The organism is Kitasatospora sp. NPDC028055, from assembly GCF_040637885.1.
Lineage (GTDB): Bacteria > Actinomycetota > Actinomycetes > Streptomycetales > Streptomycetaceae > Kitasatospora.
The window spans coordinates 1-25,605 of record NZ_JBEZXE010000059.1 but is presented as its reverse complement, the minus strand read 5'-3'; the positions used below and the strand labels follow the sequence as shown (position 1 = coordinate 25,605).

Annotated in this window: 15 protein-coding genes; 5 read left to right on the top strand and 10 right to left on the bottom strand. The window is 73.1% G+C overall.

Translation table 11 applies throughout. The annotated features are described in order from the left end of the window. Positions 1 to 46 precede the first annotated feature (46 nt). Positions 47 to 1,270, bottom strand: a complete 1,224-nt coding sequence (locus AB0F71_RS35300) for an acetate kinase (protein ID WP_360243719.1) — start codon at positions 1,268 to 1,270, stop codon at positions 47 to 49. Next, positions 1,267 to 3,396, bottom strand: a complete 2,130-nt coding sequence (pta, locus tag AB0F71_RS35295) for a phosphate acetyltransferase (protein WP_360243716.1) — start codon at positions 3,394 to 3,396, stop codon at positions 1,267 to 1,269. Before pta ends, AB0F71_RS35300 begins: the two co-directional genes overlap by 4 nt. Positions 3,397 to 3,574: 178 nt before the next feature. On the opposite strand from pta, the gene AB0F71_RS35290 reads away from it, so the two are divergent. Both AB0F71_RS35290 and AB0F71_RS35285 read left to right on the top strand, forming a co-directional pair. Continuing rightward, complete coding sequence (locus tag AB0F71_RS35290; RefSeq protein WP_360243713.1) at positions 3,575 to 3,856, top strand: type II toxin-antitoxin system prevent-host-death family antitoxin; 282 nt, start codon at positions 3,575 to 3,577, stop codon at positions 3,854 to 3,856. Next, entirely contained in the window at positions 3,853 to 4,257 is a 405-nt protein-coding gene (locus AB0F71_RS35285) for a type II toxin-antitoxin system VapC family toxin (protein WP_360243710.1), read from the top strand. The genes AB0F71_RS35290 and AB0F71_RS35285 overlap by 4 nt, the downstream gene beginning before the upstream one ends. A gap of 25 nt (positions 4,258 to 4,282) precedes the next feature. Here the strand turns inward: AB0F71_RS35285 and AB0F71_RS35280 are convergent, their stop codons facing one another. From AB0F71_RS35280 to AB0F71_RS35260, 5 genes are all read right to left on the bottom strand, one after another. Beyond that, the gene (locus AB0F71_RS35280) at positions 4,283 to 4,954 is read right to left on the bottom strand and encodes a hypothetical protein (RefSeq protein ID WP_360243707.1); all 672 of its coding nucleotides are present in this window, start codon (positions 4,952 to 4,954) and stop codon (positions 4,283 to 4,285) included. 46 nt (positions 4,955 to 5,000) lie between these two features. Continuing rightward, positions 5,001 to 7,421: a 1,4-alpha-glucan branching protein GlgB gene (glgB, locus tag AB0F71_RS35275; RefSeq protein ID WP_360243704.1), complete on the bottom strand. Its 2,421-nt coding sequence runs from the start codon at positions 7,419 to 7,421 to the stop codon at positions 5,001 to 5,003. A gap of 64 nt (positions 7,422 to 7,485) precedes the next feature. Beyond that, positions 7,486 to 8,976: a phosphotransferase gene (locus AB0F71_RS35270; protein ID WP_360243701.1), complete on the bottom strand. Its 1,491-nt coding sequence runs from the start codon at positions 8,974 to 8,976 to the stop codon at positions 7,486 to 7,488. 253 nt (positions 8,977 to 9,229) lie between these two features. Beyond that, positions 9,230 to 10,954: a maltose alpha-D-glucosyltransferase gene (treS, locus tag AB0F71_RS35265; protein WP_360243698.1), complete on the bottom strand. Its 1,725-nt coding sequence runs from the start codon at positions 10,952 to 10,954 to the stop codon at positions 9,230 to 9,232. Next, positions 10,951 to 12,906 (bottom strand): alpha-1,4-glucan--maltose-1-phosphate maltosyltransferase, encoded by a 1,956-nt coding sequence (locus AB0F71_RS35260; RefSeq protein WP_360243767.1) that lies wholly within the window; start codon positions 12,904 to 12,906, stop codon positions 10,951 to 10,953. The genes treS and AB0F71_RS35260 overlap by 4 nt, the downstream gene beginning before the upstream one ends. 1,061 nt (positions 12,907 to 13,967) lie before the next feature. Here AB0F71_RS35260 and glgP point away from each other — a divergent pair. Next, positions 13,968 to 16,631 (top strand): alpha-glucan family phosphorylase, encoded by a 2,664-nt coding sequence (glgP, locus tag AB0F71_RS35255; RefSeq protein ID WP_360243695.1) that lies wholly within the window; start codon positions 13,968 to 13,970, stop codon positions 16,629 to 16,631. A gap of 88 nt (positions 16,632 to 16,719) precedes the next feature. Next, positions 16,720 to 17,619 (top strand): hypothetical protein, encoded by a 900-nt coding sequence (locus AB0F71_RS35250; RefSeq protein ID WP_360243692.1) that lies wholly within the window; start codon positions 16,720 to 16,722, stop codon positions 17,617 to 17,619. Positions 17,620 to 17,707: 88 nt separating this feature from the next. Here AB0F71_RS35250 and AB0F71_RS35245 read toward each other — a convergent pair whose 3' ends face one another. After that, positions 17,708 to 19,579 carry an ABC transporter ATP-binding protein gene (locus AB0F71_RS35245; RefSeq protein ID WP_360243689.1) on the bottom strand — a complete coding sequence of 624 codons (1,872 nt, stop codon included), beginning with the start codon at positions 19,577 to 19,579 and terminating at the stop codon, positions 17,708 to 17,710. Continuing rightward, positions 19,576 to 21,444 carry an ABC transporter ATP-binding protein gene (locus AB0F71_RS35240; RefSeq protein WP_360243687.1) on the bottom strand — a complete coding sequence of 623 codons (1,869 nt, stop codon included), beginning with the start codon at positions 21,442 to 21,444 and terminating at the stop codon, positions 19,576 to 19,578. The genes AB0F71_RS35245 and AB0F71_RS35240 overlap by 4 nt, the downstream gene beginning before the upstream one ends. 235 nt (positions 21,445 to 21,679) lie before the next feature. Here AB0F71_RS35240 and AB0F71_RS35235 point away from each other — a divergent pair, with 235 nt between their 5' ends. Continuing rightward, positions 21,680 to 23,107 (top strand): family 2B encapsulin nanocompartment shell protein, encoded by a 1,428-nt coding sequence (locus AB0F71_RS35235; protein ID WP_360243685.1) that lies wholly within the window; start codon positions 21,680 to 21,682, stop codon positions 23,105 to 23,107. 70 nt (positions 23,108 to 23,177) lie between these two features. Here AB0F71_RS35235 and glgX read toward each other — a convergent pair whose 3' ends face one another. Continuing rightward, positions 23,178 to 25,385 carry a glycogen debranching protein GlgX gene (glgX, locus tag AB0F71_RS35230; protein ID WP_360243683.1) on the bottom strand — a complete coding sequence of 736 codons (2,208 nt, stop codon included), beginning with the start codon at positions 25,383 to 25,385 and terminating at the stop codon, positions 23,178 to 23,180. Between the last annotated feature and the right edge of the window lie 220 nt (positions 25,386 to 25,605).

The window sequence follows — 25,605 nt, the reverse complement described above, 5'->3', positions numbered from 1 at the left end:
GGAGGAATCGCCGACGAATGATCCCGAGGAACGAGACGATTCCGTGTCAGTCCTCGGACAGCTCGCCCTCGTGGTGCACCAGGGCGAAGGCCTGCCGGGCGATCTCCAGCTCCTCGTCGGTCGGCACCACCGCGACCGCCACCCGGGAGAACTCGGGCGAGATGATCCGGGCGTCGCCCGAGCGCACCGAGTTCAGCTCCGGGTCCACGGCGATGCCCAGCTCCTCCAGTCCCGCGGTGGCCGCCGCGCGCACCGGCGCCGCGTTCTCCCCGACCCCCGCGGTGAACGCGATCGCGTCCACCCGGCCGAGCACCGCGTAGTAGCCGCCGATGTACTTGCGCAGCCGGTGGACGTACGCGTCGAAGGCGAGCCTGGCGTCCGCGTCCCCCTCGTCGGCGCGGCGCATGATCTCCCGCATGTCGTTCTCGCCGCACAGGCCGCGCAGCCCGCTGCGGCGGTTGAGCAGGTCGTCGATCTGGTCGACGGACAGGCCGCCGACCCGGTGCAGGTGGAACACCACGCCCGCGTCGATGTCACCCGAACGGGTGCCCATGACCAGGCCCTCCAGCGGGGTGAGGCCCATCGAGGTGTCCACGCAGCGGCCGCCGCTGACCGCCGAGGCGGAGGCGCCGTTGCCCAGGTGCAGCACGATCACGTTGACCTCGGCCGGGTCCTTGCCGAGCAGCCGGGCGGTGGCCCGCGAGACGTACTGGTGCGAGGTGCCGTGGAAGCCGTAGCGGCGCACCCGGTGCTCGTCGGCGACGGCCTTGTCGATCGCGTAGCGCGCCGAGTACTCGGGCATCGAGGCGTGGAAGGCGGTGTCGAACACCGCCACCTGCGGCAGGTCCGGCCGCAGCGCCCGGGCCACCTCGATGCCGGTGATGTTCGCCGGGTTGTGCAGCGGCGCGACCGGGATCAGCCGGCGGATCTCCCGGAGCACCTCGTCGGTGATCACCGTCGGCTCGGTGAACCGCTTGCCGCCGTGCACCACCCGGTGGCCGATCGCGGCCAGCTCGGGGGAGTCCAGCCCGAGGCCGTCGGCGGCCAGCTCCTCGGCGACGGCCTTCAACGCGGCCGAGTGGTCCGGGAAGGCCTGCACCAGCTCGCGCCGCTCGCCGGACCGCGGGGTGTGCACCAGCCGCCCGCCCGCCTCGCCGATCCGCTCCACCAGCCCGGAGGCCGGCCGGGAGCCGTCCAGCATGTCGATCAGCTGGTACTTCACCGACGAGGAGCCGGCGTTGAGAACGAGGACGCGCGTCCCTCCGGTCATGCCTGCGGCTCCTTGTCGTCCTGGGCCTGGATGGCGGTGATCGCCACGGTGTTGACGATGTCCTCGACCAGCGCGCCGCGGGAGAGGTCGTTGACGGGCTTGCGCAGCCCCTGCAGCACCGGGCCGACCGCGACCGCGCCGGCCGAGCGCTGGACGGCCTTGTAGGTGTTGTTGCCGGTGTTGAGGTCCGGGAAGATCAGCACGGTCGCCCGCCCGGCCACCGGCGAGCCCGGCAGCTTGGTGGCCGCGACGTGCTCGTCCACCGCCGCGTCGTACTGGATCGGGCCCTCCACCAGGATGTCCGGCCGCAGCGCGCGGACCAGCTCGGTGGCCTTGCGGACCTTGTCGACGTCCGCGCCCGAGCCGGAGGTGCCGGTCGAGTACGAGAGCATCGCGACCCGCGGCTCCACCCCGAACTGGGCGGCGGTGGCGGCCGACTGGATCGCGATGTCGGCCAGCTGCTGGGCGTCCGGGTCCGGGTTGACCGCGCAGTCGCCGTACACCAGCACCCTGTCGGCCAGGCACATGAAGAAGACGCTCGACACGATGGACGCGCCCGGCGAGGTCTTGATCACCTCGAAGGCGGGGCGGATGGTCGCCGCGGTGGAGTGCACCGCGCCGGAGACCATGCCGTCGGCGATGCCCTCCTGGACCATCAGGGTGCCGAAGTAGGAGACGTCGGTGACCACGTCCAGGGCCAGCTCGACGGTCATCCCCTTGTGGGCGCGCAGCCGGGCGTACAGCTCGGCGAACTGGCGGCGCAGCGGGCTGGTGCTCGGGTCGACGATCCGGACCTGGGCACGGTCGGCGCCCGGGTCGTCCTGCGGGAGGACGATGCCCAGGCTCGCGGCCTTGCGGCGCACCGCGTCGACCTCGCCGAGCAGCGTGAGGTCGCAGATGTTGCGGCGCAGCAGGATCTCGGCCGCCCGCAGCACCCGCTCCTCGGTGCCCTCGGGCAGCACCACGTGCCGGCGGCCGGCCCGGGCGCGCTCCAGCAGCTCGTGCTCGAACATCATCGGGGTCACCCGCTCGGACCGGCCGACCTCGATCCGGTTGGTCAACTCGACGGTGTCCACGTGCAGTTCGAAGAGTCCGAGGGCGATCTCGGCCTTCCGGGGGCTGGCCGTGGTGAGCTTGCCCTCCAGATGGGTCAGGGTGGCGGCGGTGGGCCAGCTGCCCTCCGGGACGACCGCGACGGGGGTGCCGGGGGCGAGCCGGGCGGCCAGCGCCATCACGTTCGGGCCGGGGTGCTGGCCGAGGGTCAGCAGCACGCCGGCGATCGGCGGGGCGCCCGCCGCGTGCGCGGCCAGCGAGCCGATCACCAGGTCGGCGCGGTCCCCGGGGGTGACGACCAGGGCGCCCTCGGTCAGCGCGTCCAGGAAGGTGGGCAGCATGGCGCCGCCGAAGACGAAGCCGCGGACGTCCCGGGCCAGGCCGGCCGCGTCGCCGAGCAGCACCTCGGCGCCGGTCGCCTCCACCAGCTGGGCGACCGTCGGCGCGGCCAGGGCCGGCTCCTCCGGGATCACGTAGGCCGGGATCGGCAGCCGCTCGGTGAGCGCGCGCTGGATCCGCTGCTTGGCCCCGGGGGAGGTCCGGTTGGCGATCATCGCCAGGGTCTCGCAGCCGAGGTCGGTGTACGCCCGGTGGGCGCCCAGCACCTCGGCGATCACGGCCTCCGGGTCCTTGCCCTGGCCGCCGACCACCGGCAGCACGGCGGCGCCGAACTCGTTGGCGAGCCGGGCGTTGAAGGCCAGCTCGTCCGGGATGTTGGTGTCGGCGAAGTCGGTGCCGAGCACCAGTACCGCCTGGCAGCGCCGCTCCAGCGCGCGGAAGCGGTCGACCAGCGCGGAGACCAGCTCGTCCTGCCCCCGGGCGGCCTGCAGCGCGGCGGCCTCCTCGTAGCCGAGCCCGTACAGCTCCGTGCCCGGCAGGTCGATCCGGTACCGCCCGCGCAGCAGCTCGACGACGTGGTCGGAGCCGGGTTCGCCGGGCGCGGCCGCGTGCACCAGCGGACGGAACACCCCGACCCGGTCCACCTGGCGGGTGAGCAGTTCCATGACCCCGAGTTCGACGGCCTGCCGGCCGTCCCCCCGGTCGATCCCGGTCACGTACACGCTGCGCGCCACGCGGATGTCTCCGTCCCGTCGTCTCGGAAGGTGGTCATCTCGACCATACCTTCGCACCACGAACGCCTGTCCGCGAGCAGAGGCAGGGGGGAAGGGCAAGGGACCAAGGGCCCGGACCGGGGACTTGCGGCACTGCCTGCCCTTGATGTACCTACGTCATGTAGTTACATTGGCTGGTATGGAGACCATGGGACTGCGTGAGCTGAACCAGAACCCGTCGAAGGCGGTCGCGCGGGTCCGGGCCGGTGCGACGATCGTCGTGACCGACCGCGGGCGGCCCGTGCTGCGAATGGTGCCGGAGACGGCCCCGGAGTCGACCCTCGAACGCCTGGTCGCGGCCGGCGAGGTCACTCCGCCCACCGACCAGGGCATGCCCGAGCTCGCCCTCGACCTGCTGCCGGACGTCGGCAGCCTGTCGGACCTGCTGATCGAGGACCGGAACCGGGAGCGCGACCGTTGATCTACCTGGACTCCTGCGCACTGCTGAAGTTCATCAAGCCGGAGCCGGAGACGGCCGCGCTGCGCGCCTGGCGGGAGGCGCTTCCCGACGGCACCGAGCTGATCACCGGCGAACTGGCCCGGCTGGAGATCACCCGCACGCTGCTCCGCGCGGGCCTGTCGCACCAGCTGGTCCCGTACCACGTGGACCAGGCGCTCCGGGGGGCCTACCGGGTCGACCTCAGCAGCGCGGTGCTGGCCAGGGCGCTCGCCTACCGCACCCCGCGGCTGGGCTCGCTGGACGCGCTGCACCTGGCCAGCGCGGAGCCCTTCCGCGCCGAACTCACCGACTTCGTCACCTACGACCGCGAGCTCGGCCGGGCCGCCGAGGAGCTCGGGTTCCCGGTCACGGCTCCCCGGTGACGCCCACTGGGGCGGTTACCAGCGGTCAGCGCGCGGCGTTGGCGGCTTCGGAGCCGGACAGGTCCAGTTCCCGGCCGTTGAGGTAGACGGTGGACAGGCGTCGGTCCAGCAGCCAGCCGTGCGGGCGGAGCAGGGCGCCGTCGCGGCCCGCGGTCCAGCCGTCGGCGGTGAGGGCGGCGCGCATCCGGGCCTCCAGCTCGGCGGCGGGCAGGCCGGTGGTGCTGCCGATGGTGAGGGTGCGGGCGCAGAAGTCGGAGCCGCAGTAGCCCCCGTCGGTGCGGGTGACGGTCAGGCCGGCGGGGACGGGCACCTCCGCGGCGCTCGGCAGGAAGGCGTCGTGGGCGAACAGCGGGTAGGCGACGGCGACGGCCGCTCCGACCAGGGCGTGGACGGTGAGCGCGACGGCCGCTCCGGCGACCGGGTGGTAGAACTGCCGCTCCGGTCGGGGGCCGCGCAGGCGCCGCTCGACCAGTGCGCCCGCCAGCACCACCAGGCCGGCCGCGAGCGGGTACCCGGCCTCGATCTCGGCGGTGGCGCGGGTGAAGTACCACTCCTGCTCCAGGCCGACCAGCGCGAGGGCCGGCGCGGCGAGGACGGCGAGGACGGCCGCTCCGACGGCCCGGGTGCGGACCAGGAACGCCCAGCAGACCAGCGGCGGCAGCAGATAGCCCAGTGCCAGGACCACGTACACGAGCAAGCCCCCCGCCTGCCGACGATCACTGCCAGGCGGGGAGCCTACGGGGTCAGGCGGGCCGGAGCCAGAGGGTGGCGAGCGGGGGCAGGACCAGTTCGGCGGAGCGGGGCTGGCCGTTCCACTCGACCGGATCGGCCTTGATCGGGCGGGAGTTGCCGGTGCCGCTGCCGCCGTAGGCCTCGGCGTCGGTGTTCAGCAGCTCCTCCCAGAGCTGCTCGCGGCCGTCCAGGGCGGGCAGGCCGACCCGGTGGCCGTGCCGGACGACCGGGGAGAAGTTGCAGACGGCGACCAGCGGGGTGCCGTCGGCGGCGAAGCGGACGAAGGAGAGCAGGTTGTCCTCGGCGGCGCCGCCGTCCAGCCAGCGGAAGCCGTCCGGGGTGGTGTCCAGCTCCCAGAGGGCGGGGGTGTCGCGGTAGGTCCGGTTGAGGTCGCGGACGAGGCGGCGCACGCCCTGGTGGTCCCGGTGGGCGGGCCACTGCTCGTCGAGCACCCACCACTGCGGGCCCTGCTCGTGGTCCCACTCCGCGCCCTGGGCGAACTCCTGCCCCATGAAGAGTAGTTGCTTGCCGGGGTGGGACCACATGAAGCCCAGGTAGGCGCGGTGGTTGGCGCGCTGCTGCCACCAGTCGCCGGGCATCTTGGAGACCAGGGCCTGCTTGCCGTGGACGACCTCGTCGTGGGAGATCGGCAGGACGTAGTTCTCGGAGTAGGCGTACACCATCGAGAAGGTGATCTCGTTGTGGTGGTACTTGCGGTGCACCGGTTCCTTGGACATGTAGACCAGCGAGTCGTGCATCCAGCCCATGTTCCACTTGAGCCCGAAGCCGAGGCCGCCGGCGTCGGTGGGCCGGGTGACGCCGTCCCAGGCGGTGGACTCCTCGGCGATGGTGATCACGCCGGGGCAGCGCCGGTAGACGGTGGCGTTCATCTCCTGGAGGAAGGCTGCCGCGTCCAGGTTCTCCCGGCCGCCGTACTGGTTGGGCGTCCAGGCGCCGCCCTCGCGGGAGTAGTCGAGGTAGAGCATCGAGGCGACCGCGTCGACCCGCAGGCCGTCGATGTGGAACTCCTCGCACCAGTACACGGCGTTGGCGACCAGGAAGTTGCGGACCTCGGTGCGGCCGTAGTCGAACTCCAGCGTCCCCCAGTCGGGGTGCTCGGCGCGCTGCGGGTCGGCGGGCTCGTACAGCGGCTCGCCGTCGAAGCGGGCGAGGGCGAAGTCGTCCTTGGGGAAGTGCGCGGGCACCCAGTCGACGATCACGCCGATGCCGTGCCGGTGCAGGGTGTCGACCAGGTGCCGGAAGTCGTCCGGGGAGCCGAGCCGGGCGGTGGGGGCGTAGTAGCCGGAGACCTGGTACCCCCAGGAGCCGCCGAAGGGGTGCTCCATCACCGGCATGAACTCCACGTGGGTGAAGTTCAACTCCTTGAGGTAGCGCGGCAGTTCCTCGGCGATCTCGCGGTAGGTGGTGAGGTCGGGCCGCCAGGAGGCCAGGTGCAGCTCGTACACCGACATCGGCGCCCGGTGGTGCGCGGTGCGGGCCCGGCGGGCCATCCAGTCGTCGTCCTGCCACCGGTAGGCGGAGGAGGTGACCACCGAGGCGGTGCCGGGCGGGCACTGGGCGGCCCGGGCGAGCGGGTCGGCCTTGTCGAGGACCCAGCCCTGCCGGGTGTGGATCTCGTACTTGTAGGTGGCGCCCTCGGCGAGGCCGGGGACGAACAGCTCCCAGATGCCGGAGGAGCCCAGCGAGCGCATCGGGTGGCCGGTGCCGTTCCAGTGGTTGAAGTCGCCGATCAGCCGCACTCCGACGGCGTTGGGCGCCCAGACCGCGAAGGCGGTGCCGGCCACGCCGTCGACGGTGCGCACGTGCGAGCCGAGCGCCTGCCAGAGCTGTTCGTGCCGGCCCTCGGAGATCAGGTGCAGGTCGAGCTCGCCGAGGGTGGGCGCAGTGCGGTAGCCGTCGTGCTGGCGCAGCGGTTCGCCGTCGGGGTAGGTCACCAACAGGGTGTAGTCCGGGAGTTCGCCGCCCGCCAGCAGGCCGGTGAACAGCCCGCCCTGCTGGTGGGTGAGTTCGGCGGGGCCGTGGGCGGTCTCCACCACCACCCGCTCGGCGAACGGGCGCAGCACCCGGATCGCCGTCCCGCCGTGCACCGGGTGGGCGCCGAGCAGGGCGTGCGGGTCGTGGTGCTGCCCGTTCACCAGCCGGTCCACCTCGGCCGGCGGCAGCGGGGCGTCGGGCAGGCGCAGGGCGCCGGCCGGGGCGTCCGCGGGGGGACCGGCCGGGGCGGCGGCCCCGGGTGCTGAGCCACCGCGTTCGGAGCTCACGCGTTCGGAGCTCTCGCGTTCGGAGCTCCCGTGGTCGGCGGCCCCGCGTTCGGAGCCCCCGCGGTCGGCGGCCCCGGGTTCGGCGGCCCCGGCCAGGAAGGTGGCCGGAACGGGGCGGGTGGGGCGGCCGGTCGGGTCGAGCGGCGTCACGGTGTGGTCCTCCAGCGGCGGGGATGGGCGAACTCGTGGCGGGCGGGCGGGGCGGGAGCGCGGGTCAGACGGACAGGGCGAGCCGGTTGATCGCGGCGAGCGGGATCGGCAGCCAGCTGGGCCGGTGCCGGGCCTCGTACACCACCTCGTACACCGCCTTGTCGATCTCCAGCGCCCGCATCAGCTCCGGCGAGGCGGCCGGGTCGGCGCCGCCCCCGGCGGTGTAGCCGGCGCAGAAGGCGGTGCGGTTGCGCTGGGCCCAGGCGGCGGCGAGGTGGGCCAGCTCGGGGTCGACCGGGCCGCCGGCCAGCAGGTGGGCGGCCGCGTAGTCGAAGGAGCGCAGCATCGCGGCGACGTCGCGCAGGGCGGGCTGGGGTTCGCGGCGCTCGCTGACGGATTTGGCGGGCTCGCCCTCGAAGTCCAGCAGCACCCAGCCGTGCGGGGTGCGCATGGCCTGGCCGAGGTGGAGGTCGCCGTGGATGCGCTGGACCGGCAGGCCGTCCGGGTGGGCGTCGGCGAGCTGCTGGAAGGCGGCGCGCAGGGCGGCGCGGAAGCGCAGCAGGCCGGGGACGGCGGCGACGGCGCTGTCCAGCCGGTCGGCCATCGCGGTGGCGAGCCGGCCGGTCTGGGTGCGGTCGAGCCGGGCGACGGGCATGGAGCGGGCGAGCACCCGGTGCACCTCGGCGGTGGCCCGGCCGAGCCGGTGCGCCTCGATGGCGAAGTTGCCGGGGGAGCGGTCGCCCTTGAGCCGGCCGACCTGGTCGAGGGCGAGTTCCCAGCCGTCCTCGGCGTCCGGCAGGTAGCGCTGGAGCAGTCCGAGGGTGGCGGGTTCGGCGCGTTCCATCCGGCTCTCGAACCAGGCGGCGACCCGGGGGATGCGGGTGGAGCCGGCCCGGGAGAGGGCGAGGGAGAGCTCCAGGTCGGGGTTGGTGCCGGGGTGGATGCGCCGGAACAGTTTGAGGATGTACGAGGTGCCGTAGATGACCGAGCTGTTGGACTGTTCGGCGGTGGAGGCGCGGCCGGGGAGGTTGGCGGGCAGTCCGGAGCCGGGGGTGCGGCGGAAGGACAGCGAGCCGAACCGGTCGCCGGTGGCCAGGTGTTCCAGCAGGCGTCCGGTGAGTTCGGGGTCGTGCACGGCGTCGTAGAGGGCGGCGCCGTCGTACGGGCCCTGGGTGAGCCGGCCGAGCACGGCGCCGGGTTCGATGCCGGCGGGCCCCTGGGAGCGGACGCCGAGCAGCAGTTGGTAGGTGTCGCCGTGCGGGAGGCCGGCCGTGGTGGCGTGTTCGACCCGCAGCAGCAGGTGCAGCAGGGCCGGGTCGCCGACCTGCAGCGGGGTGCCGACCACCGGCACGAGCCCGGTGATGGGGCGTCCCTTCCCGGCGTACCAGCGCTGGGTGGGGAGCCAGTCGGCGATCAGCGGCAGGGCCGCCTGGACGAGCTCGCTGACGCCCAGGGCCGTTCTCCGGACCCCGGTGCCCCGCGCGCCCGGGTGCGCGGCGGAGCCGGCCGGGGCGTCGTGCTGCACATGGGCTTGCGAACGGGAGGTTTCGGACATGACTCCCTTTCCCCGGAAGCACGCGGACGGCCCGACGGGTCGTGGCCGGGGTCCGTCAGTCTTCCGGATTTCGGCGGCGCGGCGGTCGCGGCACGCGAGCACGGCTCGGGTGTCACGCCTTCGTGTGGGTGGCCGTTGGGCTGTTCTCCGTACGCGGTGGTGCAGAGAACTCCGGGGGCGCGGGGGTCAACTCGCGCCCCCGGAGGGTCTGGTGGTGCCGTGCGGGCCGCTGGTGGCAGGGCTCGGCGGATCGTTACTTCGACCGCCCGGTTCCGCTCGTGCGCGGGGGCTGCCGGAGTTGGAACCAGTAGAAGCCGTGCCCGGCCAGCGTGAGCAGGTAGGGCCACTCGCCGATCGACGGGAAGCGCACTCCGCCGATCAGCTCGACCGGGTACCGCCCGCCGTACTGCCGAAGGTCCAGCTCGGTCGGTTGCGCGAACCGCGAGAAGTTGTTCACGCACATGACCAGGTCCCCCTCGTACTCGCGCACGAAGGCCAGCACGGCGGGGTTGCTGGACGGCAGTTCGGTGTAGGTGCCCAGGCCGAACGCCGGGTTGAGCTTGCGGATCTCGATCATGCGACGCGTCCAGTGCAGCAGTGAACTCGAACTGCTCTGCTGCGCTTCGACGTTGGTCACCTGGTAGCCGTACACCGGGTCCATGATGGGCGGCAGACTGAGCCTGCCCGGGTCGGCGGAGGAGAAACCCGCGTTGCGGTCCGGGGTCCACTGCATCGGCGTGCGCACGCCGTCCCGGTCGCCCAGCCAGATGTTGTCGCCCATGCCGATCTCGTCCCCGTAGTAGAGCACCGGCGAGCCGGGCAGGGAGAGCAGCAGGGCGGTGAACAGCTCGATCTGGTTGCGGTCGTTCTCCAGCAGCGGGGCGAGCCGGCGGCGGATGCCCACGTTGGCGCGCATCCGCGGGTCCTTGGCGTACTCCGCGTACATGTAGTCGCGCTCCTCGTCGGTGACCATCTCCAGGGTCAGCTCGTCGTGGTTGCGCAGGAAGATGCCCCACTGGCAGCCGCCCGGGATCGCCGGGGTCTTGGCCAGGATCTCCGACACCGGGTACCGGGACTCCCGGCGCACGGCCATGAAGATCCGCGGCATCACCGGGAAGTGGAACGCCATGTGGCACTCGTCGCCGCCGGCCGTGAAGTCGCCGAAGTAGTCGACCACGTCCTCCGGCCACTGGTTGGCCTCGGCGAGCAGCACGGTGTCCGGGTAGTCGGCGTCGATCTCCTTGCGGACCCGCCGGAGGAACTCGTGGGTCTCCGGGAGGTTCTCGCAGTTGGTGCCCTCGCGGGCGAACAGGTACGGCACCGCGTCCAGCCGGAAGCCGTCGATGCCGAGGTCGAGCCAGAACCGCAGCCCGGCGATCATCTCGTCCTGGACGCGGGGGTTGTCGTAGTTGAGGTCCGGCTGGTGGGAGAAGAACCGGTGCCAGTAGTACTGCTTGCGCACCGGGTCGTAGGTCCAGTTGGAGGTCTCGGTGTCGACGAAGATGATCCGGGCGTCCGGGTACTGCTTGTCGTCGTCGGCCCACATGTAGAAGTCGCCGTACGGCCCGTCGGGGTCCGCCCGGGAGGCCTGGAACCACGGGTGCTGGTCGCTGGTGTGGTTCATCACGAAGTCGATGATCACGCGCATGCCGCGGGCGTGCGCGGCGTCGGTGAACTCCATGAAGTCGGCGAGGTCGCCGAACTCCGGCAGCACCGACTTGTAGTCGGCGACGTCGTACCCGCCGTCGCGCAGCGGCGAGGCGAAGAACGGCGGGAGCCAGAGGCAGTCGACGCCGAGCCACTGCAGGTAGTCGAGCTTGGCCGTGAGCCCCTTGAGGTCCCCGACCCCGTCGCCGTTGCTGTCCTGGAAGGACCGCACCAGCACCTCGTAGAAGACCGCACGTTTGAACCATTCCGGGTCCAGGTTCTTCTTCGAGGTCTCCGGGAAGGTGTCGGGGACGGGCTCGTTCACTGTCACGCTGGGTTCCTCCGAACCGTGAGGAGGTGAGCCGGCTCGGCTGAGGGATCGAGCCGGACGTAGTTGTGCCGGCCCCAGGTGTAGGCGGCGCCGGTGAGCTCGTCGTGCACCGCGTGGGGCCCGTCGCCGTCGAGCGTGACGGTGGCCTCCTGGACGTGGTGCGGGTCGAGGTTGACCACCGTGATGACCCGGTCGGTCAGGCCGTCGGGGGTGGTCGCGGTCTTGGAGTAGGCGAGCACCTGCTCGTTGTCGGTCGGGTGGAAGCGCAGGTCGCGCAGCTGCTGCAGGGCGGGGTGGCGCCGGCGCAGCCGGTTCAGCACGGTGAGCAGCGGGGCGAGGGTGTCGGTGCGGTTCCAGTCGCGGGGGCGCAGCTCGTACTTCTCCGAGTGCAGGTACTCCTCGGAGCCGGGGTGGGCCGGCTCGTTCTCGAACAGCTCGTAGCCGGCGTAGACGCCGTAGCTGGGGGAGAGGGTGGCGGCGAGCACGGCGCGGATCGCGAAGGCGGCGCGGCCGCCGTGCTGGAGGTAGGCGTGCAGGATGTCCGGGGTGTTGGCGAAGAAGTTGGGGCGCATGTAGGCGGCCGCGTCCCCGGTGAGTTCGGTGAGGTACTCGGTGAGTTCGCGCTTGGTGTTGCGCCAGGTGAAGTACGTGTACGACTGGTGGAAACCGATCTTCGCCAGGGTGTGCATCATCGCGGGGCGGGTGAACGCCTCCGCCAGGAACACCACGTCCGGGTCGGTGCGGGCGATGTCGCCGAGCACCTTGTCCCAGAACACCACCGGTTTGGTGTGGGGGTTGTCGACCCGGAAGATCCGGACGCCGTGCGACATCCAGAACCGGAGGATCCGGACGGTTTCCTTGACGATTCCGTCCATGTCCTGATCGAAGTTGACCGGGTAGATGTCCTGGTACTTCTTCGGCGGGTTCTCGGCGTACGCGATGGTGCCGTCGGCGCGATGGCTGAACCATTCCGGATGCTTGTTCACCCACGGGTGGTCCGGGGAGCACTGGAGGGCGAAGTCCAGCGCCACCTCCAGGTGCAGCGCCCTGGCCTCGGCGACGAAGTGGTCGAAGTCCTCGATGGTGCCGAGGTCCGGGTGGACGGCGTCGTGGCCGCCCTCCGGCGAGCCGATCGCCCACGGCGAGCCGACGTCGTGCGGACCGGCCGTCAGGGTGTTGTCCGGGCCCTTGCGGAAGGCTCGTCCGATCGGGTGGACGGGCGGCAGGTAGACCACGTCGAAGTCCATCGCGGCGATCGCCGGCAGCCGCTCGGCGGCGGTGCGCAGGGTGCCCGACCGCGGCGGCTCCACCCCGTTCGGGTCCACCACCGCGCCCTCCGAGCGCGGGAAGAACTCGTACCAGGAGCCGAACAGCGCGCGCTCGCGGTCCACCTGGAGCGGCAGCGGACGGGAGGCGCTGAGCAGCTCCCGCAGCGGGTAGCGGGCCAGCAGCTCCAGCACCTCGGGGGCGAGCGCGGCGGCCAGCCGGGACAGCGGCGGCAGCCCCGGGTCGCGCAGCGCGTCCACGGCGGCCAGCACGTGCGCCCGGCCCTCCTTCTTCGGCACCCCGGCGGCGGCCTGCTCCAGCAGCCGGGCGCCCTCCTCCAGGACCAGCGCGGTGTCGATCCCGGCCGGCAGCTTCACGGCGGCGGTCCTGCGCCAGGTGGCGACCGGGTCGCTCCACGCCTCCACCAGGTACGACCAGCGGCCGGGCGCGGTCGGGGTGACGTGCGCCCCCCAGCGGTCGGTGCCCTCGGCCAGCTCGCGCATCGGCGTCCACGGGCCGCTGCGGCCGCGCGGGTCGCGCAGCACCACGTTGGCGTTGACGGCGTCGTGGCCCTCGCGGAAGACGGTCGCGGTGACCAGGAAGGTCTCGCCGACGACGGCCTTGGCCGGGCGGCGGCCGGCGTCGATCTGGGGGCTGACGTCCAGGACGGGGATGCGGCCGATCACGGTGTCGCTCTCTGTCGTCTTGCGGGCGGAGGGCTTGGTGGCGGTCTTGCGGGCGGCGGTCTTGCGGGCGGGGGCCGTGCGCGCGGGCGTCTTCGCGGCGGCTCCCGAGGGCTCCGGCGAGGCGGCCGCGGCGCCGGCCCCCGCGGCGGCGGTGCTGCGGCGCGTGGTGGTGGCGCGCCTGCGCGGTGCCGCCGCCGGGCCCTCCTCGGCCCCGGGGTGTGGGGCCGGTGCGGAGGGCTGTGCCGCGGGAGCCTGTGCTGCGGAGGATTCGGTACGGACCGCCCCGGACACCCGGGGCGACGGCATCGCCGGGTCTGTCCGAGTGTCAGAATCCATCCGCCCGGCGGATTCCGCGACCGCTGCGTCGACGCTGTCGGCCACCGGTGTGGACTGGTCCCGCGTGTCACCGTGCATGCCAAACTCCTGCCCGAGATCAGCGGCAGCTCCCGCGGGCCGGGGGTGGGCCGGGGGGAGTACCGGGAGGACTGCTGGGTGGGGTGGACGTGCGACCGGAGCCTGCCCGCGCCGCTGTCCCCGGCAACCTGCCCGGCGCCCGCCGAACCGGTGGCGGGGCGCCCCGGAACCGGTGCGCGTTCCGGCGCACGCCTCCGCGGGCACGCCCCCGGGCGGGCCGGTCGACCCGTGAACGAGCCGACCGTGCGCGAGGACACGCGCCGGTGCGCGGTGAGCGCCGAACGGGCTAAGGGAGAAGGGGAACGATCAACGCGAAAAGGATTCGGACGTGCTGTTCCACGGGGGACGCCACCCGTCGTCGTTGTCCCCGAGGCATCAACGACCTTCGGCCATCCTCGCATCGGCGACGCGGTTTTCGCAGCGGTACGACAGTAGTTTCGGGTTTTGTCCGGGGCCGGGGAGCGGCCGGAAATGGATCTGTTCCGCAGAGTTCACGCATTGGTAGCGCGACGCCCGGAAATGTGCGCCTCGCGCGCCCCCCGTGCAGACCAGTGCGCCGAATGCGATCTCATCAATAGGCCGAACGGATGCCCAATAGTCCACTTGACCCGTAGTCGGACCGAGCGTCGCGGCTACGCTTCACCGCTGTGAAGGCAATCCGCAGATTCACCGTCCGCACCGTCCTGCCCGAACAACTCCAGCCGCTGCACGAGCTGGCCCTCAACCTGCGCTGGTCCTGGCACCCCGAGACCAGGGACCTCTTCCGGTCCGTGGACCCGGAGGTCTGGGCCGCGACCGGCGAGGACCCGGTGCGGCTGCTCGGGGAGGTCCCGGCCGCCCGGCTGGCCGCGCTCGCCGCCGACCGGCGCTTCCTGCGCAGACTCGGCGACCTCGCCGACGACCTGCGCGAGTACCTCACCGGCCCGCGCTGGTACCAGGCCCAACAGGACGGCGCAGCCACCCCGCCGCCCACCGCCATCGCCTACTTCTCGCCCGAGTACGGCATCGCCGCCGCGCTGCCCCAGTACTCCGGCGGTCTCGGCATCCTGGCCGGCGACCACCTCAAGGCCGCCAGCGACCTCGGCGTCCCGATCATCGGCGTCGGGCTGTTCTACCGGCACGGCTACTTCCGGCAGTCCCTCGACCGGAGCGGCTGGCAGCAGGAGCGCTACCCCCTGCTGGACCCGGACGAACTGGCCGTCAGCCTGTTCCGGGAGGCCGACGGCACCCCCTGCCGGGTCGACCTCGCCCTGCCCGGCGGCCGCACCCTGGCCGCGCACATCTGGAAGGCCCAGGTCGGGCGGGTCCCGCTGCTGCTGCTCGACTCCGACATCGAGGCCAACTCGCCCGCCGAGCGGGACGTCACCGACCGGCTCTACGGCGGCGGCAGCGAGCACCGGCTGCTCCAGGAGATGCTGCTCGGCATCGGCGGCGTCCGGGCCGTGCGCGCCTACTGCCGGCTCACCGGGCACCCCGCCCCCGAGGTCTTCCACACCAACGAGGGCCACGCCGGCTTCCTCGGCGTCGAGCGGATCCGCGAACTGGTCGCCACCGGGGCCGGGCTGGACTTCGCCGCCGCCCTGGAGTCCGTCCGGGCCGGCACCCTGTTCACCACCCACACGCCCGTTCCGGCCGGCATCGACCGCTTCGACCGCGAGCTGGTCGCCCGTCACTTCGACGGCGACGCCGCGCTGCCCGGCGTCCCGGTCGAGCCGGTGCTCGCCCTCGGCGCCGAGACCTGGGCCGGCGGGGACCCGAAGCTCTTCAACATGGCCGCCATGGGCCTGCGGCTCGCCCAGCGCGCCAACGGGGTCTCCACCCTGCACGGCGAGGTCAGCCGCTCGATGTTCAACGGCCTCTGGCCCGGCTTCGACTCCGCCGAGGTGCCGATCACCTCGGTCACCAACGGGGTGCACGCCGCCACCTGGATCGACCCGGCCGTGGTCCGCCTGGGCGCCGCCGAGATCGGCGCCGAACGCGCCGAGGAGGCGATGACCACCGGCGACACCCAGCGCTGGACCGGTCTGGAGCGGATCGGCAACACCGAGATCTGGGACCTGCGCCGCAGCCTGCGCGCCCAGCTGGTGGAGGAGGCCCGCCGCCGGCTGCGCGCCTCCTGGCGCCAGCGCGGGGCCGGCGAGGCCGAACTCGGCTGGGTCTCCTCGGTGCTCGACCCCGACGTGCTCACCATCGGCTTCGCCCGCCGGGTGCCCTCGTACAAGCGGCTCACCCTGATGCTGCGCGACCCGGCCCGGCTGCGCGCCCTGCTGCTGCACCCCACCCGGCCGGTGCAGATCGTGGTCGCCGGCAAGGCCCACCCGGCCGACGACGGGGGCAAGCGGCTGATCCAGCAGATGGTCGCCTTCGCCGACGACCCGACGGTGCGCCACCGGATCGTCTTCCTGCCGGACTACGACATGGCGATGGCCCAGCACCTCTACCCGGGCTGCGACGTCTGGCTGAACAACCCGCTGCGCCCGCTGGAGGCCTGCGGCACCTCCGGGATGAAGGCCGCGCTCAACGGCTGCCTCAACCTGTCCGTCCTGGACGGCTGGTGGGACGAGTGGTACGACGGCCAGAACGGCTGGGCGATCCCCACCGCCGACGAGGGCGCCGGGGTGCTCGACCCGGAGAGCAGCGAGGCCGAGCGGCGCGACGACATCGAGGCCGCCGCGCTGTACGACCTGATCGAGGAGCAGGTCGCCGGCCGGTTCTACGACCGGGGCTCGGACGGGCTGCCGCACCGCTGGATCGCCATGGTCCGGCACACCCTGGTCACCCTCGGCCCCAAGGTGCTGGCCGGGCGGATGGTGCGCGAGTACGTCGAGCGGCTGTACACCCCGGCGGCGCTGGCCCAGCGCGAGCTGGCGGTCCGGGACCACGCCTGCGCCCGGGAGCTGGCCGGCTGGAAGGCCAAGGTCCGGGAGGGCTGGCCGGGCGTGCGGGTCGAGCACGTCGAGGCGGACTGCCCGGCCGAGGCCCAGGAGCTGGGCAGCTCGCTGGCGCTGCGGGTGCAGGTCGCGCTCGGCGCGCTGGAACCGGGCGACGTCGAGGTGCAGGTGGTCTCCGGCCGGGTCGACGAGACTGACGGCATCTCGGACGCCGAGGTGCTCGCCCTCAAACCGGTCGGCGGGCCCGACCTGGACGGCCGCACCCGCTACGAGGGCTCGCTGGAGCTCGGCCGCACCGGCCCGTTCGGCTACACCGTGCGGGTGCTGCCCGCGCACCCCCGGCTGGCCTCGCCGGCCGAACTGGGGCTGGTCGCCCTCCCGGCCGAGTCGACGGGGATGGACGCCGGGCTGCTGCGCTGAGGCCCCTGGCGGGTGGCTGCCGCCCCCGTTGCTACGGACGGCAGCCGCCCGCTTGCCCTGCGTGGCGGGCGGGGGGAGCGTGATGGTCATGATGCGAACCTTGCGCGCGACCGCCCTGGCCGCGCTCTCCGTGCTCCTCGTGGCGGGGCCGGCCCAGGCCGCCACCGCCCCCCTCGCGGCGCCACCGGCGACCGCGCAGCTGTCCCTGGAGGTCTGCCCGCCGCAGCACCCGGTGGTCCCGGGCGAGACCGGGACCCTGGAGGTGAAGGTCACCAACCGGGGCCCGGCCGCCACCACCGACGACACCCTGGTGGTGGTGCACTTCCCCGCGCCGGGCGTGGTGCAGTCGGCCGACCCGGCCGTCACCCTGACCTACTTCGGCACCGGCAGCTCCTACAAGGTCCCGGCCCGGCTGGCGCCGGGGGCGGCCTCGGTCGAGCGGCTGGCGCTGTACGTCGCGCCGGTCACCGACCCGTTCATCACCATCAGCGGCGACGTCCAGGCCTACTACCCGGGTGACCCGGACCAGTCCGGCCACACCACCGCGTACAGCCTCACCACCGCCGACACCAAGGCCCACTTCATGGTCGGCGCCTCCTCCGCCTGGCAGGCCGGGCACCCCGTCCCGCAGCCGGGCGACCTCACCGGCGCGCCCGGGGCGACCATCAACCTGCCGCTGTGGGTGTACAACGCGGGCCCCTCGTACTCGCGGCACCCGATCGACCTGGCGATCACCGTGCCCGAGCACACCACGCTGACCGGCACGCCCCCGTACGGCTGCACCGCCACCGGGCCGCGCACGCTGAGCTGCCACTACCCGACCGGGCCGCGCTACCACGACGCGGTCTACATCGACCCGGCCGTGGTGATCGATACCTCGACGGTCGCCGGGCAGGTGCTGCCGGGCGGCACGCTGGACGTGGTGGCCGCGGAGGAGGACTGCCCGTCGCCCGACTGGCACACCGACTACGTGGTGACCGTGAACTGACGCCGGCCCGGACACGGAGCGGCCCGCCCGGGTGCGTGACGGCGCACCCGGACGGGCACAACTGTGGGCCCTGCGGCCAGGGCCTTTCTTACACCAGGCTGTCCCGCCAGGCACGATGCAGGGTGGCGAAACGGCCCGCCCCCTCGATCAGCTGCCGCGGTGTGCCGTCCTCGACGATCCGCCCCTGGTCCATCACCAGCACCCGGTCGGCGATCTCCACCGTGGAGAGCCGGTGCGCGATGATCACCGCCGTGCGGCCGGCCAGCACCGTGCGCATCGCCCGCTGCACCGCCTGCTCGCCCGGTACATCCAGGGAACTGGTCGCCTCGTCCAGGATCAGCACGGCCGGGTCGGCCAGCAGGGCGCGGGCGAAGGCGACCAACTGGCGCTGCCCGGCGGAGATCCGGCCGCCGCGCTTGCGCACGTCGGTGTCGAAGCCGTCCGGGAGCGAGGCGATGAACCCGTACGCGCCGATCTCCCGGGCGGCCTGCTCGACCTCGGCGCGGGTGGCGTCGGGGCGGCCGATCGCGATGTTCTCGGCGACGGTGCCGGAGAACAGGAAGGACTCCTGGGTCACCATCACCACCCCGCGCCGCAGCTCCGGGGTGGCGAGGTCGCGCAGGTCCACGCCGTCCAGCCGGATCCGGCCGTCCGTCGGGTCGTAGAAGCGGGCCAGCAGCTTGGCGACCGTCGACTTGCCGGCACCGGTCGCACCGACCACCGCGACCGTCTGCCCGGCCGGGATCAGCAGGTCGAAGGGCGGCAGCACCTCCTTGCCGGTGCGGTACGCGAAGCGCGTCCGCTCGAAGGAGACCTCGCGGCCCTTGACTGTGACTCGCCCGCTCGGCAGTTTCCTCGGCTCGGCCGGCTCGACGACGGTCGGCTCGTGGGCGAGCAGGCCGGCGATCTTCTCCAGCGCCGCGGCGGCGGACTGGTAGCTGTTCAGGAACATCGCCAGCTGGTCGAGCGGGTCGAACAGGCGGCGGAGGTAGAGCGCGAAGGCGGTCAGCACGCCCAGTTCCAGGGCGTCGTCGGCGACCAGGTAGGCGCCCATCAGCACGCTGCCGGTGAACCAGATGTTGGCGGTGGCGCGGGAGAGGCCGACGTACCGGGCGAGCTCCAGGAAGCCCTCCGCGTTGGCCGCAGAGGCCTGCCGGTTGACCACCCCGAAGGCGGCGTCGTTGGCCTTCTCGCGGCGGAAGGCCTGCACCGGGCGGATGCCGTTCATGGTCTCGGTGAAGCGCACGATCATCGAGGCGGCGGCCGTCCGCGAGCGGCGGTAGACCCGGCGCGAGCGGGTGCGGAAGGAGTGGGCGATCAGGGCCAGCGGCAGGAAGGCCGTCAGCGAGGCCAGGCCCAGCCGCCAGTCCAGCACCACCAGCAGCACCGAGATGTAGCAGACCGACAGGAAGACCGTCAGCAGCTCCTGGAGGCCCTCGGAGAGCAGTTCGCGCAGCGCGTCGATGTCGCTGGTGGCCCGGGAGATGATCCGGCCCGAGGTGTAGCGCTCGTGGAAGTCCAGGCTGAGCCGCTGGGCGTGCCGGAAGATCCGGCCGCGCAGGTCCAGCAGGACGTCCTGGTTCACCCGGGCGCTGATCTTGATGAACACCCACTGCAGCAGCGGGCTGAGCAGGGCGCAGCAGAGGTAGCCGGCCACCACCGCGACCAGCGGGCCGGAGTCGTGCTCGCGCAGCGCCGGGATGCCGCGGTCCATTGCCACCGCGACCAGCAGCGGGCCGGACTGCAGGGCGGCCTGCTGGACCAGGATCACCACCATGGCGACGGCGATCCGGGCCCGGTGCGGGCCGAGCAGCGAGCGCAGCAGCGCCCGGGGCGCGCCGGGCGGGACGGGGATGTCCTCCTCGTCCGCCGGGGGCGCGGGCAGCTCCTCCTCGGCCGGGCCGGCCTGGTCGGCCGGCTCGGCCGCGGCGGGCCCAGTGGGGTCGACGGTGGTGGTCATCGGGCGGAGCCCTCCTCGAGGACGAAGGGGCGCTCGGGTGCCGGGGCGGCCTCGCCCGACATCAGTTCGCGGTAGTGGGGGCAGTCCCGGAGCAGCTCCTGGTGGGTGCCGACGGCCTCGATCCGGCCGTCCGCGAGCACCGCGACCCGGTCGGCGAGCAGCACCGTGCTGGGGCGGTGGGCGACCACCAGGGCGGTGGTGGAGCCGAGCACCTCGCGCAGCGCCCGTTCGACCAGGGCCTCGGTGTGCACGTCGAGCGCGGAGAGCGGGTCGTCCAGCACCAGGAAGGGCGGGTCGCCGACCACGGCGCGGGCCAGCGCGAGGCGCTGGCGCTGGCCGCCGGACAGGCTCAGGCCCTGCTCGCCGACCTCGGTCTCCACGCCGTCCGGGAGCCTCTCGACGAAGCCGGCCTGGGCGGTGGCCAGGGCGGCGGCCAGCTGTCGGTCGTCCGCGCCGGGGGCGCCCATCAGGACGTTCTCCCGGACGGTGGCGGAGAACAGGGTGGGCTCCTCGAAGGCGACCGCGACGAGTTCGCGCAGCTCCTGCCGGGGCAGCTCGGCGATGTCCCGGCCGTCCAGGGTGATCCGGCCGCCGGTGGCCTCGTACAGCCGGGGGAGCAGGGCGGTGAGCGTGGTCTTGCCGCTGCCGGTGGCGCCGACCAGGGCCATCGTCTCGCCGCTGCGGACGTGCAGGTCGATGCCGGCCAGCAGGTCGGGGGTGTCGTCCGGGGCGTCGGGGTAGCGGAAGCGGACGCCGGTGAAGCGGATGCCGTCCGGGGTGCCCGGGGCCCCGGAGGTGGCGGTTGCGGCGGTCGTGGCGTCTGCGGTGGTCGTGGTGGTCGTAGCGGCCGGGTCGGCGGGCTCGGGCTCGTCGATGACCTCGAAGAACCGGTCGGTGGCGGTGGCGGCCTCGTTGGCGTAGGCGAGCAGCCAGCCGAGCGACTCGACCGGCCAGCGCAGCGCGAGCGCGGTGGAGAGGAAGGCGACCAGGGTGCCGGCGCTCAGCTCGTCGTGGGCGACCAGGTAGGCGCCGACGGCCAGGGCGCAGCCCAGGGCGATCTCCGGCAGGCCGACGATGACCGCCCACAGCTTGGCGAGCTGGTGCGCCTTGCTCAGTTCGGTGCGGCGCAACCGGTGGGACTGGGCGCGGAAGTGCTCGGCCATCGAGCGGTGCCGGCCGAAGGACTTGAGGACGCGGATGCCGAGCACCGACTCCTCGACCACGGTGGCGAGGTCGCCGTTCTGGTCCTGGGCGAGCCGGGCGGTGACCGAGAACTCGGACACGAAGCGCCGGGTGAGCACCAGCAGCGGCGCGGCGGGCAGCAGGAGGATCAGGGCGAGCCGCCAGTCCTGGGCGAACATCAGCACCGCGCCGGCCAGCAGGGTCACCGAGTTGACGACCAGGAACACCAGCGGGAAGGCCAGGAAGATCCGCATGGCGTTCATGTCGGTGGTGGCCCGGGAGAGCATCTGGCCGGAGCCCCAGCGGTCGTGGAAGGAGACCGGCAGCCGCTGGAGCCGGGCGTAGAGGTCGGCGCGCATGGCCGCCTCCAGCCGGCCCAGCGGGCGGGACAGCACCACCCGGCGGGTGTAGAACAGGGCGGCCTCGACCAAGCCGAGGAGCAGCAGCAGGCCGACCGGCGGCCACAGGGCGTCGAGGTCGTGCGCGGCGAGCGGGCCGTCGACGATCCGGCCGAGCACCACCGGGACGGCCAGGGTGCTCAGCATGGCGAGGGTGGCGGCCGACACCGAGACCAGCAGCCGGCCGCGGACGGCCCGGGCGTAGGGCCACAGGCGCAGCAGTGAGCGGACCGTGGAGCGGCGTCGCGCGGTCGTGAGCTCGGAGTCCTGTCGGTTCTCGGCCATCGCGGTGAGGGTAGGCGGATTGCCCGTCATTTCTCATCCGGTTTTTCGCCCCTGACGGCGACGGCCGCCGAGAACCGGCCACCCGAACGGGTGAGGCGAGGGCGCGGGGCGGGGCGTGCAAAGCCGTTCGTGCAGGGAGGAGTGCGCCGTGCGCCTCTTGCGAGCGCCTGCCGAACGGCCGATTACATCTCCTGACGGATGCTCATTGGTAAGCGAGTGACAGGAGTGTGTGGACATGACGGTCGACACCGAGCCCACCCCCGGCCCCGGAACGACAACTCTCCAGGTCAGGGCCCAGCTCAGTCTCAGCACCACTGCCGCCCGCAACCTGGCGACGACCACCAAGTCGAAGCCGCAGATGCAGGAGATCACCTCCCGGCTGCTGCTCAAGGTGCTGCCGTGGGTGCAGGTCAGCGCGGGTACGTACCGGGTCAACCGTCGCCTCAGCTACGCCTCCGGGCGCGGCCGGGTGGGCTTCGCCAAGGCCGGTTCCACGGTGACGGTGATCGCGCCCTCGCTGGCCGAGGTGCCGGCGCTGCGCGGGTTCGAGGACCAGGAGGTGCTGGCCGAGCTGGCCCGCCGCTTCGTGCAGCGGGACTTCGCGCCGGGTGACGTCCTGGTGCGGGAGGGGACGCCGATCGAGGAGGTGTTCCTGATCGCCCACGGCAAGGTCGACCGGATCGGCACCGGCAAGTACGGCGAGGAGACCGTGCTCGGCACCCTCGCGGACGGCGACCACGTCGGCGACGAGGTGATCACCGAGCCCGGCGGCAACTGGCCGTACACCGTGCGGGCCGCCACCGCCGGTGTCGCCATGGCGCTGAACGCGGCCGGGCTGCAGGAGCTGGTCGACCGCTCCGCGCCGCTGCGCGAGCAGCTGCTGGGATTCGCCGCCGACGCCGCCCAGGCGCAGAACGCCCACGGCGAGGCGGAGATCGACCTCTCGGCCGGCCACCAGGGCGAGTACGAGCTGCCCGGCGCCTTCGTGGACTACGAGCTGGAGCCGCGCGAGTACGAGCTGAGCGTGGCGCAGACGGTGCTCAAGGTGCACACCCGGGTCTCCGACCTCTACAGCAAGCCGATGAACCAGACCGAGGAACAGCTGCGGCTGACCATCGAGGCGCTGCGCGAGCGGCAGGAACACGAGATGATCAACAACCCGGAGTTCGGCCTGCTCCACAACGCCGACTTCGACCAGCGGATCCAGACTCACTCGGGCGCGCCCACCCCGGACGACCTGGACGAGCTGCTCGCCATGCGCCGCGACACCGACTACCTGTTCGCCCACCGGAGGGCGATCGCCGCCTTCGAGCGGGAGTGCAACAAGCGCGGCATCAACCCCGGCACCGTCGACGTCCTCGGCAAGCAGCGGCCGGTCTGGCGCGGGGTGCCGATCCTCACCTGCGACAAGATCCCGGTGCTGGGCGGCCAGGCCACCTCCTTCATCGCGCTGCGCGTCGGCGAGGACAACCAGGGCGTGGTCGGCCTCACCCAGGTCGGCATCCCGGACGAGGTCGAACCGGGCCTGAACGTCCGCTTCATGGGCATCGACGAGAAGGCGATCGCCTCCTACCTGGTCAGCACCTACTACTCGGCGGCGGTGCTGGTGCCGGACGCGATCGGCGTCCTGGAGAACGTCGAGATCGGGCACGCCCGGAGCTGAGGCCGGGGCTGAGGCCGGGCGCGGGGTCCGGGCGCGGGTTTGGGGTCGGGGTCGGGGCCGGGCGTGAGGCCTAGGCGTCGCGGGCGGGGGCGCGCAGCAGTTGCAGCGAGCGCCCGCCCAGCACCGTCGCGCCCCGCGGCCGGGCCTCGCCGGTGCCCGCGGCGGCCGTGTCCAGCACCGTCTCGTAGGCGGCCTCCGGCTCCGCCCAGGGCTCGCCGGGCAGCGTGAACACCACCGGTTCGGGGCCGGCGTTGAGCAGCAGCAGGAAGCTGTCGTCGGCCAACGGGAGCCCGGTGTCGTCCTGTTCGGGCAGCGCGGCGCCGGAGAGCAGCATGCCGAGGCAGGCCGTGGGGCCGAACCAGTCCGCCTCGGTCATTTCCTTGCCCAGCGGGGTGAACCAGGCGAGGTCCGGCTGCCCGCCGGGGGTGGCGGCCCGGCCGGAGAAGAACGCCCTTCGGCGCAGCACCGGATGGGCCCGGCGCAGCCGGACCAGCCGGGCGGTCAGTTCGCACAGCCCCCGCCAGCCGGGCTGTTCCAGCAGCGACCAGTCCAGCCAACTGATCTCGCCGTCCTGGCAGTAGGCGTTGTTGTTGCCGCCCTGGGTGCGGCCCAGCTCGTCCCCGGCGGTGATCATCGGGACGCCCGTGGAGAGCAGCAACGTGGCCATCAGGTTGCGCAGTTGGCGCAGCCGTAGGGCGTTCACCTCCGGGTCGGTGGTCTCGCCCTCGGTGCCGTGGTTCCAGGAGCGGTTGTCGTCCGTGCCGTCCCGGTTGGCCTCGCCGTTGGCCTCGTTGTGCTTGCGGTCGTAGGAGACCAGGTCGCGCAGGGTGAAACCGTCGTGCGCCGTCACGTAGTTGACGGAGGCGTACGGGCGGCGGCCGCCGCGCTGGTAGAGGTCCGAGGAGCCGGCCAGCCGGTAGCCGAGCTCGCGCACGTCCGGGCGGGCGCCGCGCCAGAAGTCCCGTACGGTGTCGCGGTAGCGGTCGTTCCACTCGGCCCACAGCGGGGGGAAGCCGCCGACCTGGTAGCCGCCCGGGCCGACGTCCCACGGCTCGGCGATCAGCTTCACCCGGCTCAGCAGGGGGTCCTGGGCGATCGCGGCGAGGAAGGGGTGCTCCATGTCGACGCCGTCGCTCGCCCGGGCCAGGGCGGCCGCGAGGTCGAAGCGGAAGCCGTCCACGCCCATCTCGGAGACCCAGTAGCGCAAGGAGTCGGTGATCAGCCGGATCACCTGCGGGCGGCGGGTGTCCAGGGTGTTGCCGCAGCCGGTGTAGTCGGCGTAGCCGCGCGGGCGGTGCGGGGCCAGCCGGTAGTAGGCGGCGTTGTCGATGCCGCGCAGGGAGAGTGCGGGCCCCAGCTCGGCGCCCTCGGCGGTGTGGTTGAACACCACGTCCAGGATCACCTCGATCCCGGCGGCGTGCAGGGCGCGGACCATCCGCTTGAACTCGCCGACCTGGCCGCCGCGGGAGCCCGAGGCGGAGTAGCCGGCGTGCGGGGCGAAGTAGCCGACCGTGTTGTAGCCCCAGTAGTTGACCAGGCCGCGGGCCTGGAGGTGGTCCTCGCTGACGTACTGGTGCACCGGCAGCAGCTCGACGGCCGTCACCCCGAGGCGGGTGAGGTGGGCGAGGGCGGCCGGGTGGGCCAGGCCGGCGTAGGTGCCGCGCAGGTGCGGGGGGACGTCGGGGTGGCGCATGGTGAAGCCGCGGACGTGGAGCTCGTAGAGGACCGTCTCGGCCCAGGGGGTCTTCGGGCGGTGGTCGTCGTACCAGTCGTCGTCGTCGTGGACGACCACGGATCTGGGCACGTACGGGGCGGAGTCGCGGTTGTCCCGGACGGTGTCGGCGACGTCGGCCTCCGGCCAGTTGCGGACGGCGGAGCACGCGGCGTCGTGGGAGGTGTAGCAGCCGTCGACGGCGCGGGCGTACGGGTCGAGCAGCAGCTTCGCGGGGTTCCAGCGGGCGCCCGTCCACGGGTCCCAGCGGCCGTGCACCCGGAAGCCGTAGCGGGTGCCGGGGCGGACGCCGGGGACGAAGGCGTGCCAGACCTGGAGGTCCTGCTCGGTGAGGCGGTGGCGGTGCTCGCGGCCGTCCTCGTCGAACAGGCACAGGTCGACGGCCTCGGCGCCGGCCGCCCAGAGGGCGAAGTTGGTGCCGGGGCCGCCTGGGTCCGGCCGGTCCGGCCGGAAGCGGGCGCCCAGGGGCTGCCAGCTGCCGGGCCGTACTGCGGCCTGCTCGGTCTCCTCGGTTTCCTCGGTTTCCAGATCCTGACCTGAGGTCATGGTCGTGCCCTCCCTGAACGGGGGGTCCCGGGCCCCGTTCACCTTCTCTTTCCCGGAATGTGGGACTGGAAAGCAGGCCGCTGCGCGGGGCTGGGGGGTTTGGGGGGCTTTCGGGAGGGTGGGTGGGTCCGGGGGCGGTTCCGGGGGTGGGCGCTCCGGGGGCTGGATGATTTTCGGACCGCCGACCCTCATGGTGGGGGGTGCTCGCCGTTGGCGGTCT

Coding starts and splice junctions, on each gene's coding strand:
- AB0F71_RS35300 (WP_360243719.1), bottom strand. CDS start 1,270: ATGACCGGAGGGACGCGCGTCCTCGTTCTCAACGCCGGCTCCTCGTCG.
- AB0F71_RS35290 (WP_360243713.1), top strand. CDS start 3,575: ATGGAGACCATGGGACTGCGTGAGCTGAACCAGAACCCGTCGAAGGCG.
- AB0F71_RS35270 (WP_360243701.1), bottom strand. CDS start 8,976: ATGTCCGAAACCTCCCGTTCGCAAGCCCATGTGCAGCACGACGCCCCG.
- AB0F71_RS35250 (WP_360243692.1), top strand. CDS start 16,720: ATGATGCGAACCTTGCGCGCGACCGCCCTGGCCGCGCTCTCCGTGCTC.
- AB0F71_RS35245 (WP_360243689.1), bottom strand. CDS start 19,579: ATGACCACCACCGTCGACCCCACTGGGCCCGCCGCGGCCGAGCCGGCC.
- AB0F71_RS35240 (WP_360243687.1), bottom strand. CDS start 21,444: ATGGCCGAGAACCGACAGGACTCCGAGCTCACGACCGCGCGACGCCGC.
- AB0F71_RS35235 (WP_360243685.1), top strand. CDS start 21,680: ATGACGGTCGACACCGAGCCCACCCCCGGCCCCGGAACGACAACTCTC.
- glgX (WP_360243683.1), bottom strand. CDS start 25,385: ATGACCTCAGGTCAGGATCTGGAAACCGAGGAAACCGAGGAGACCGAG.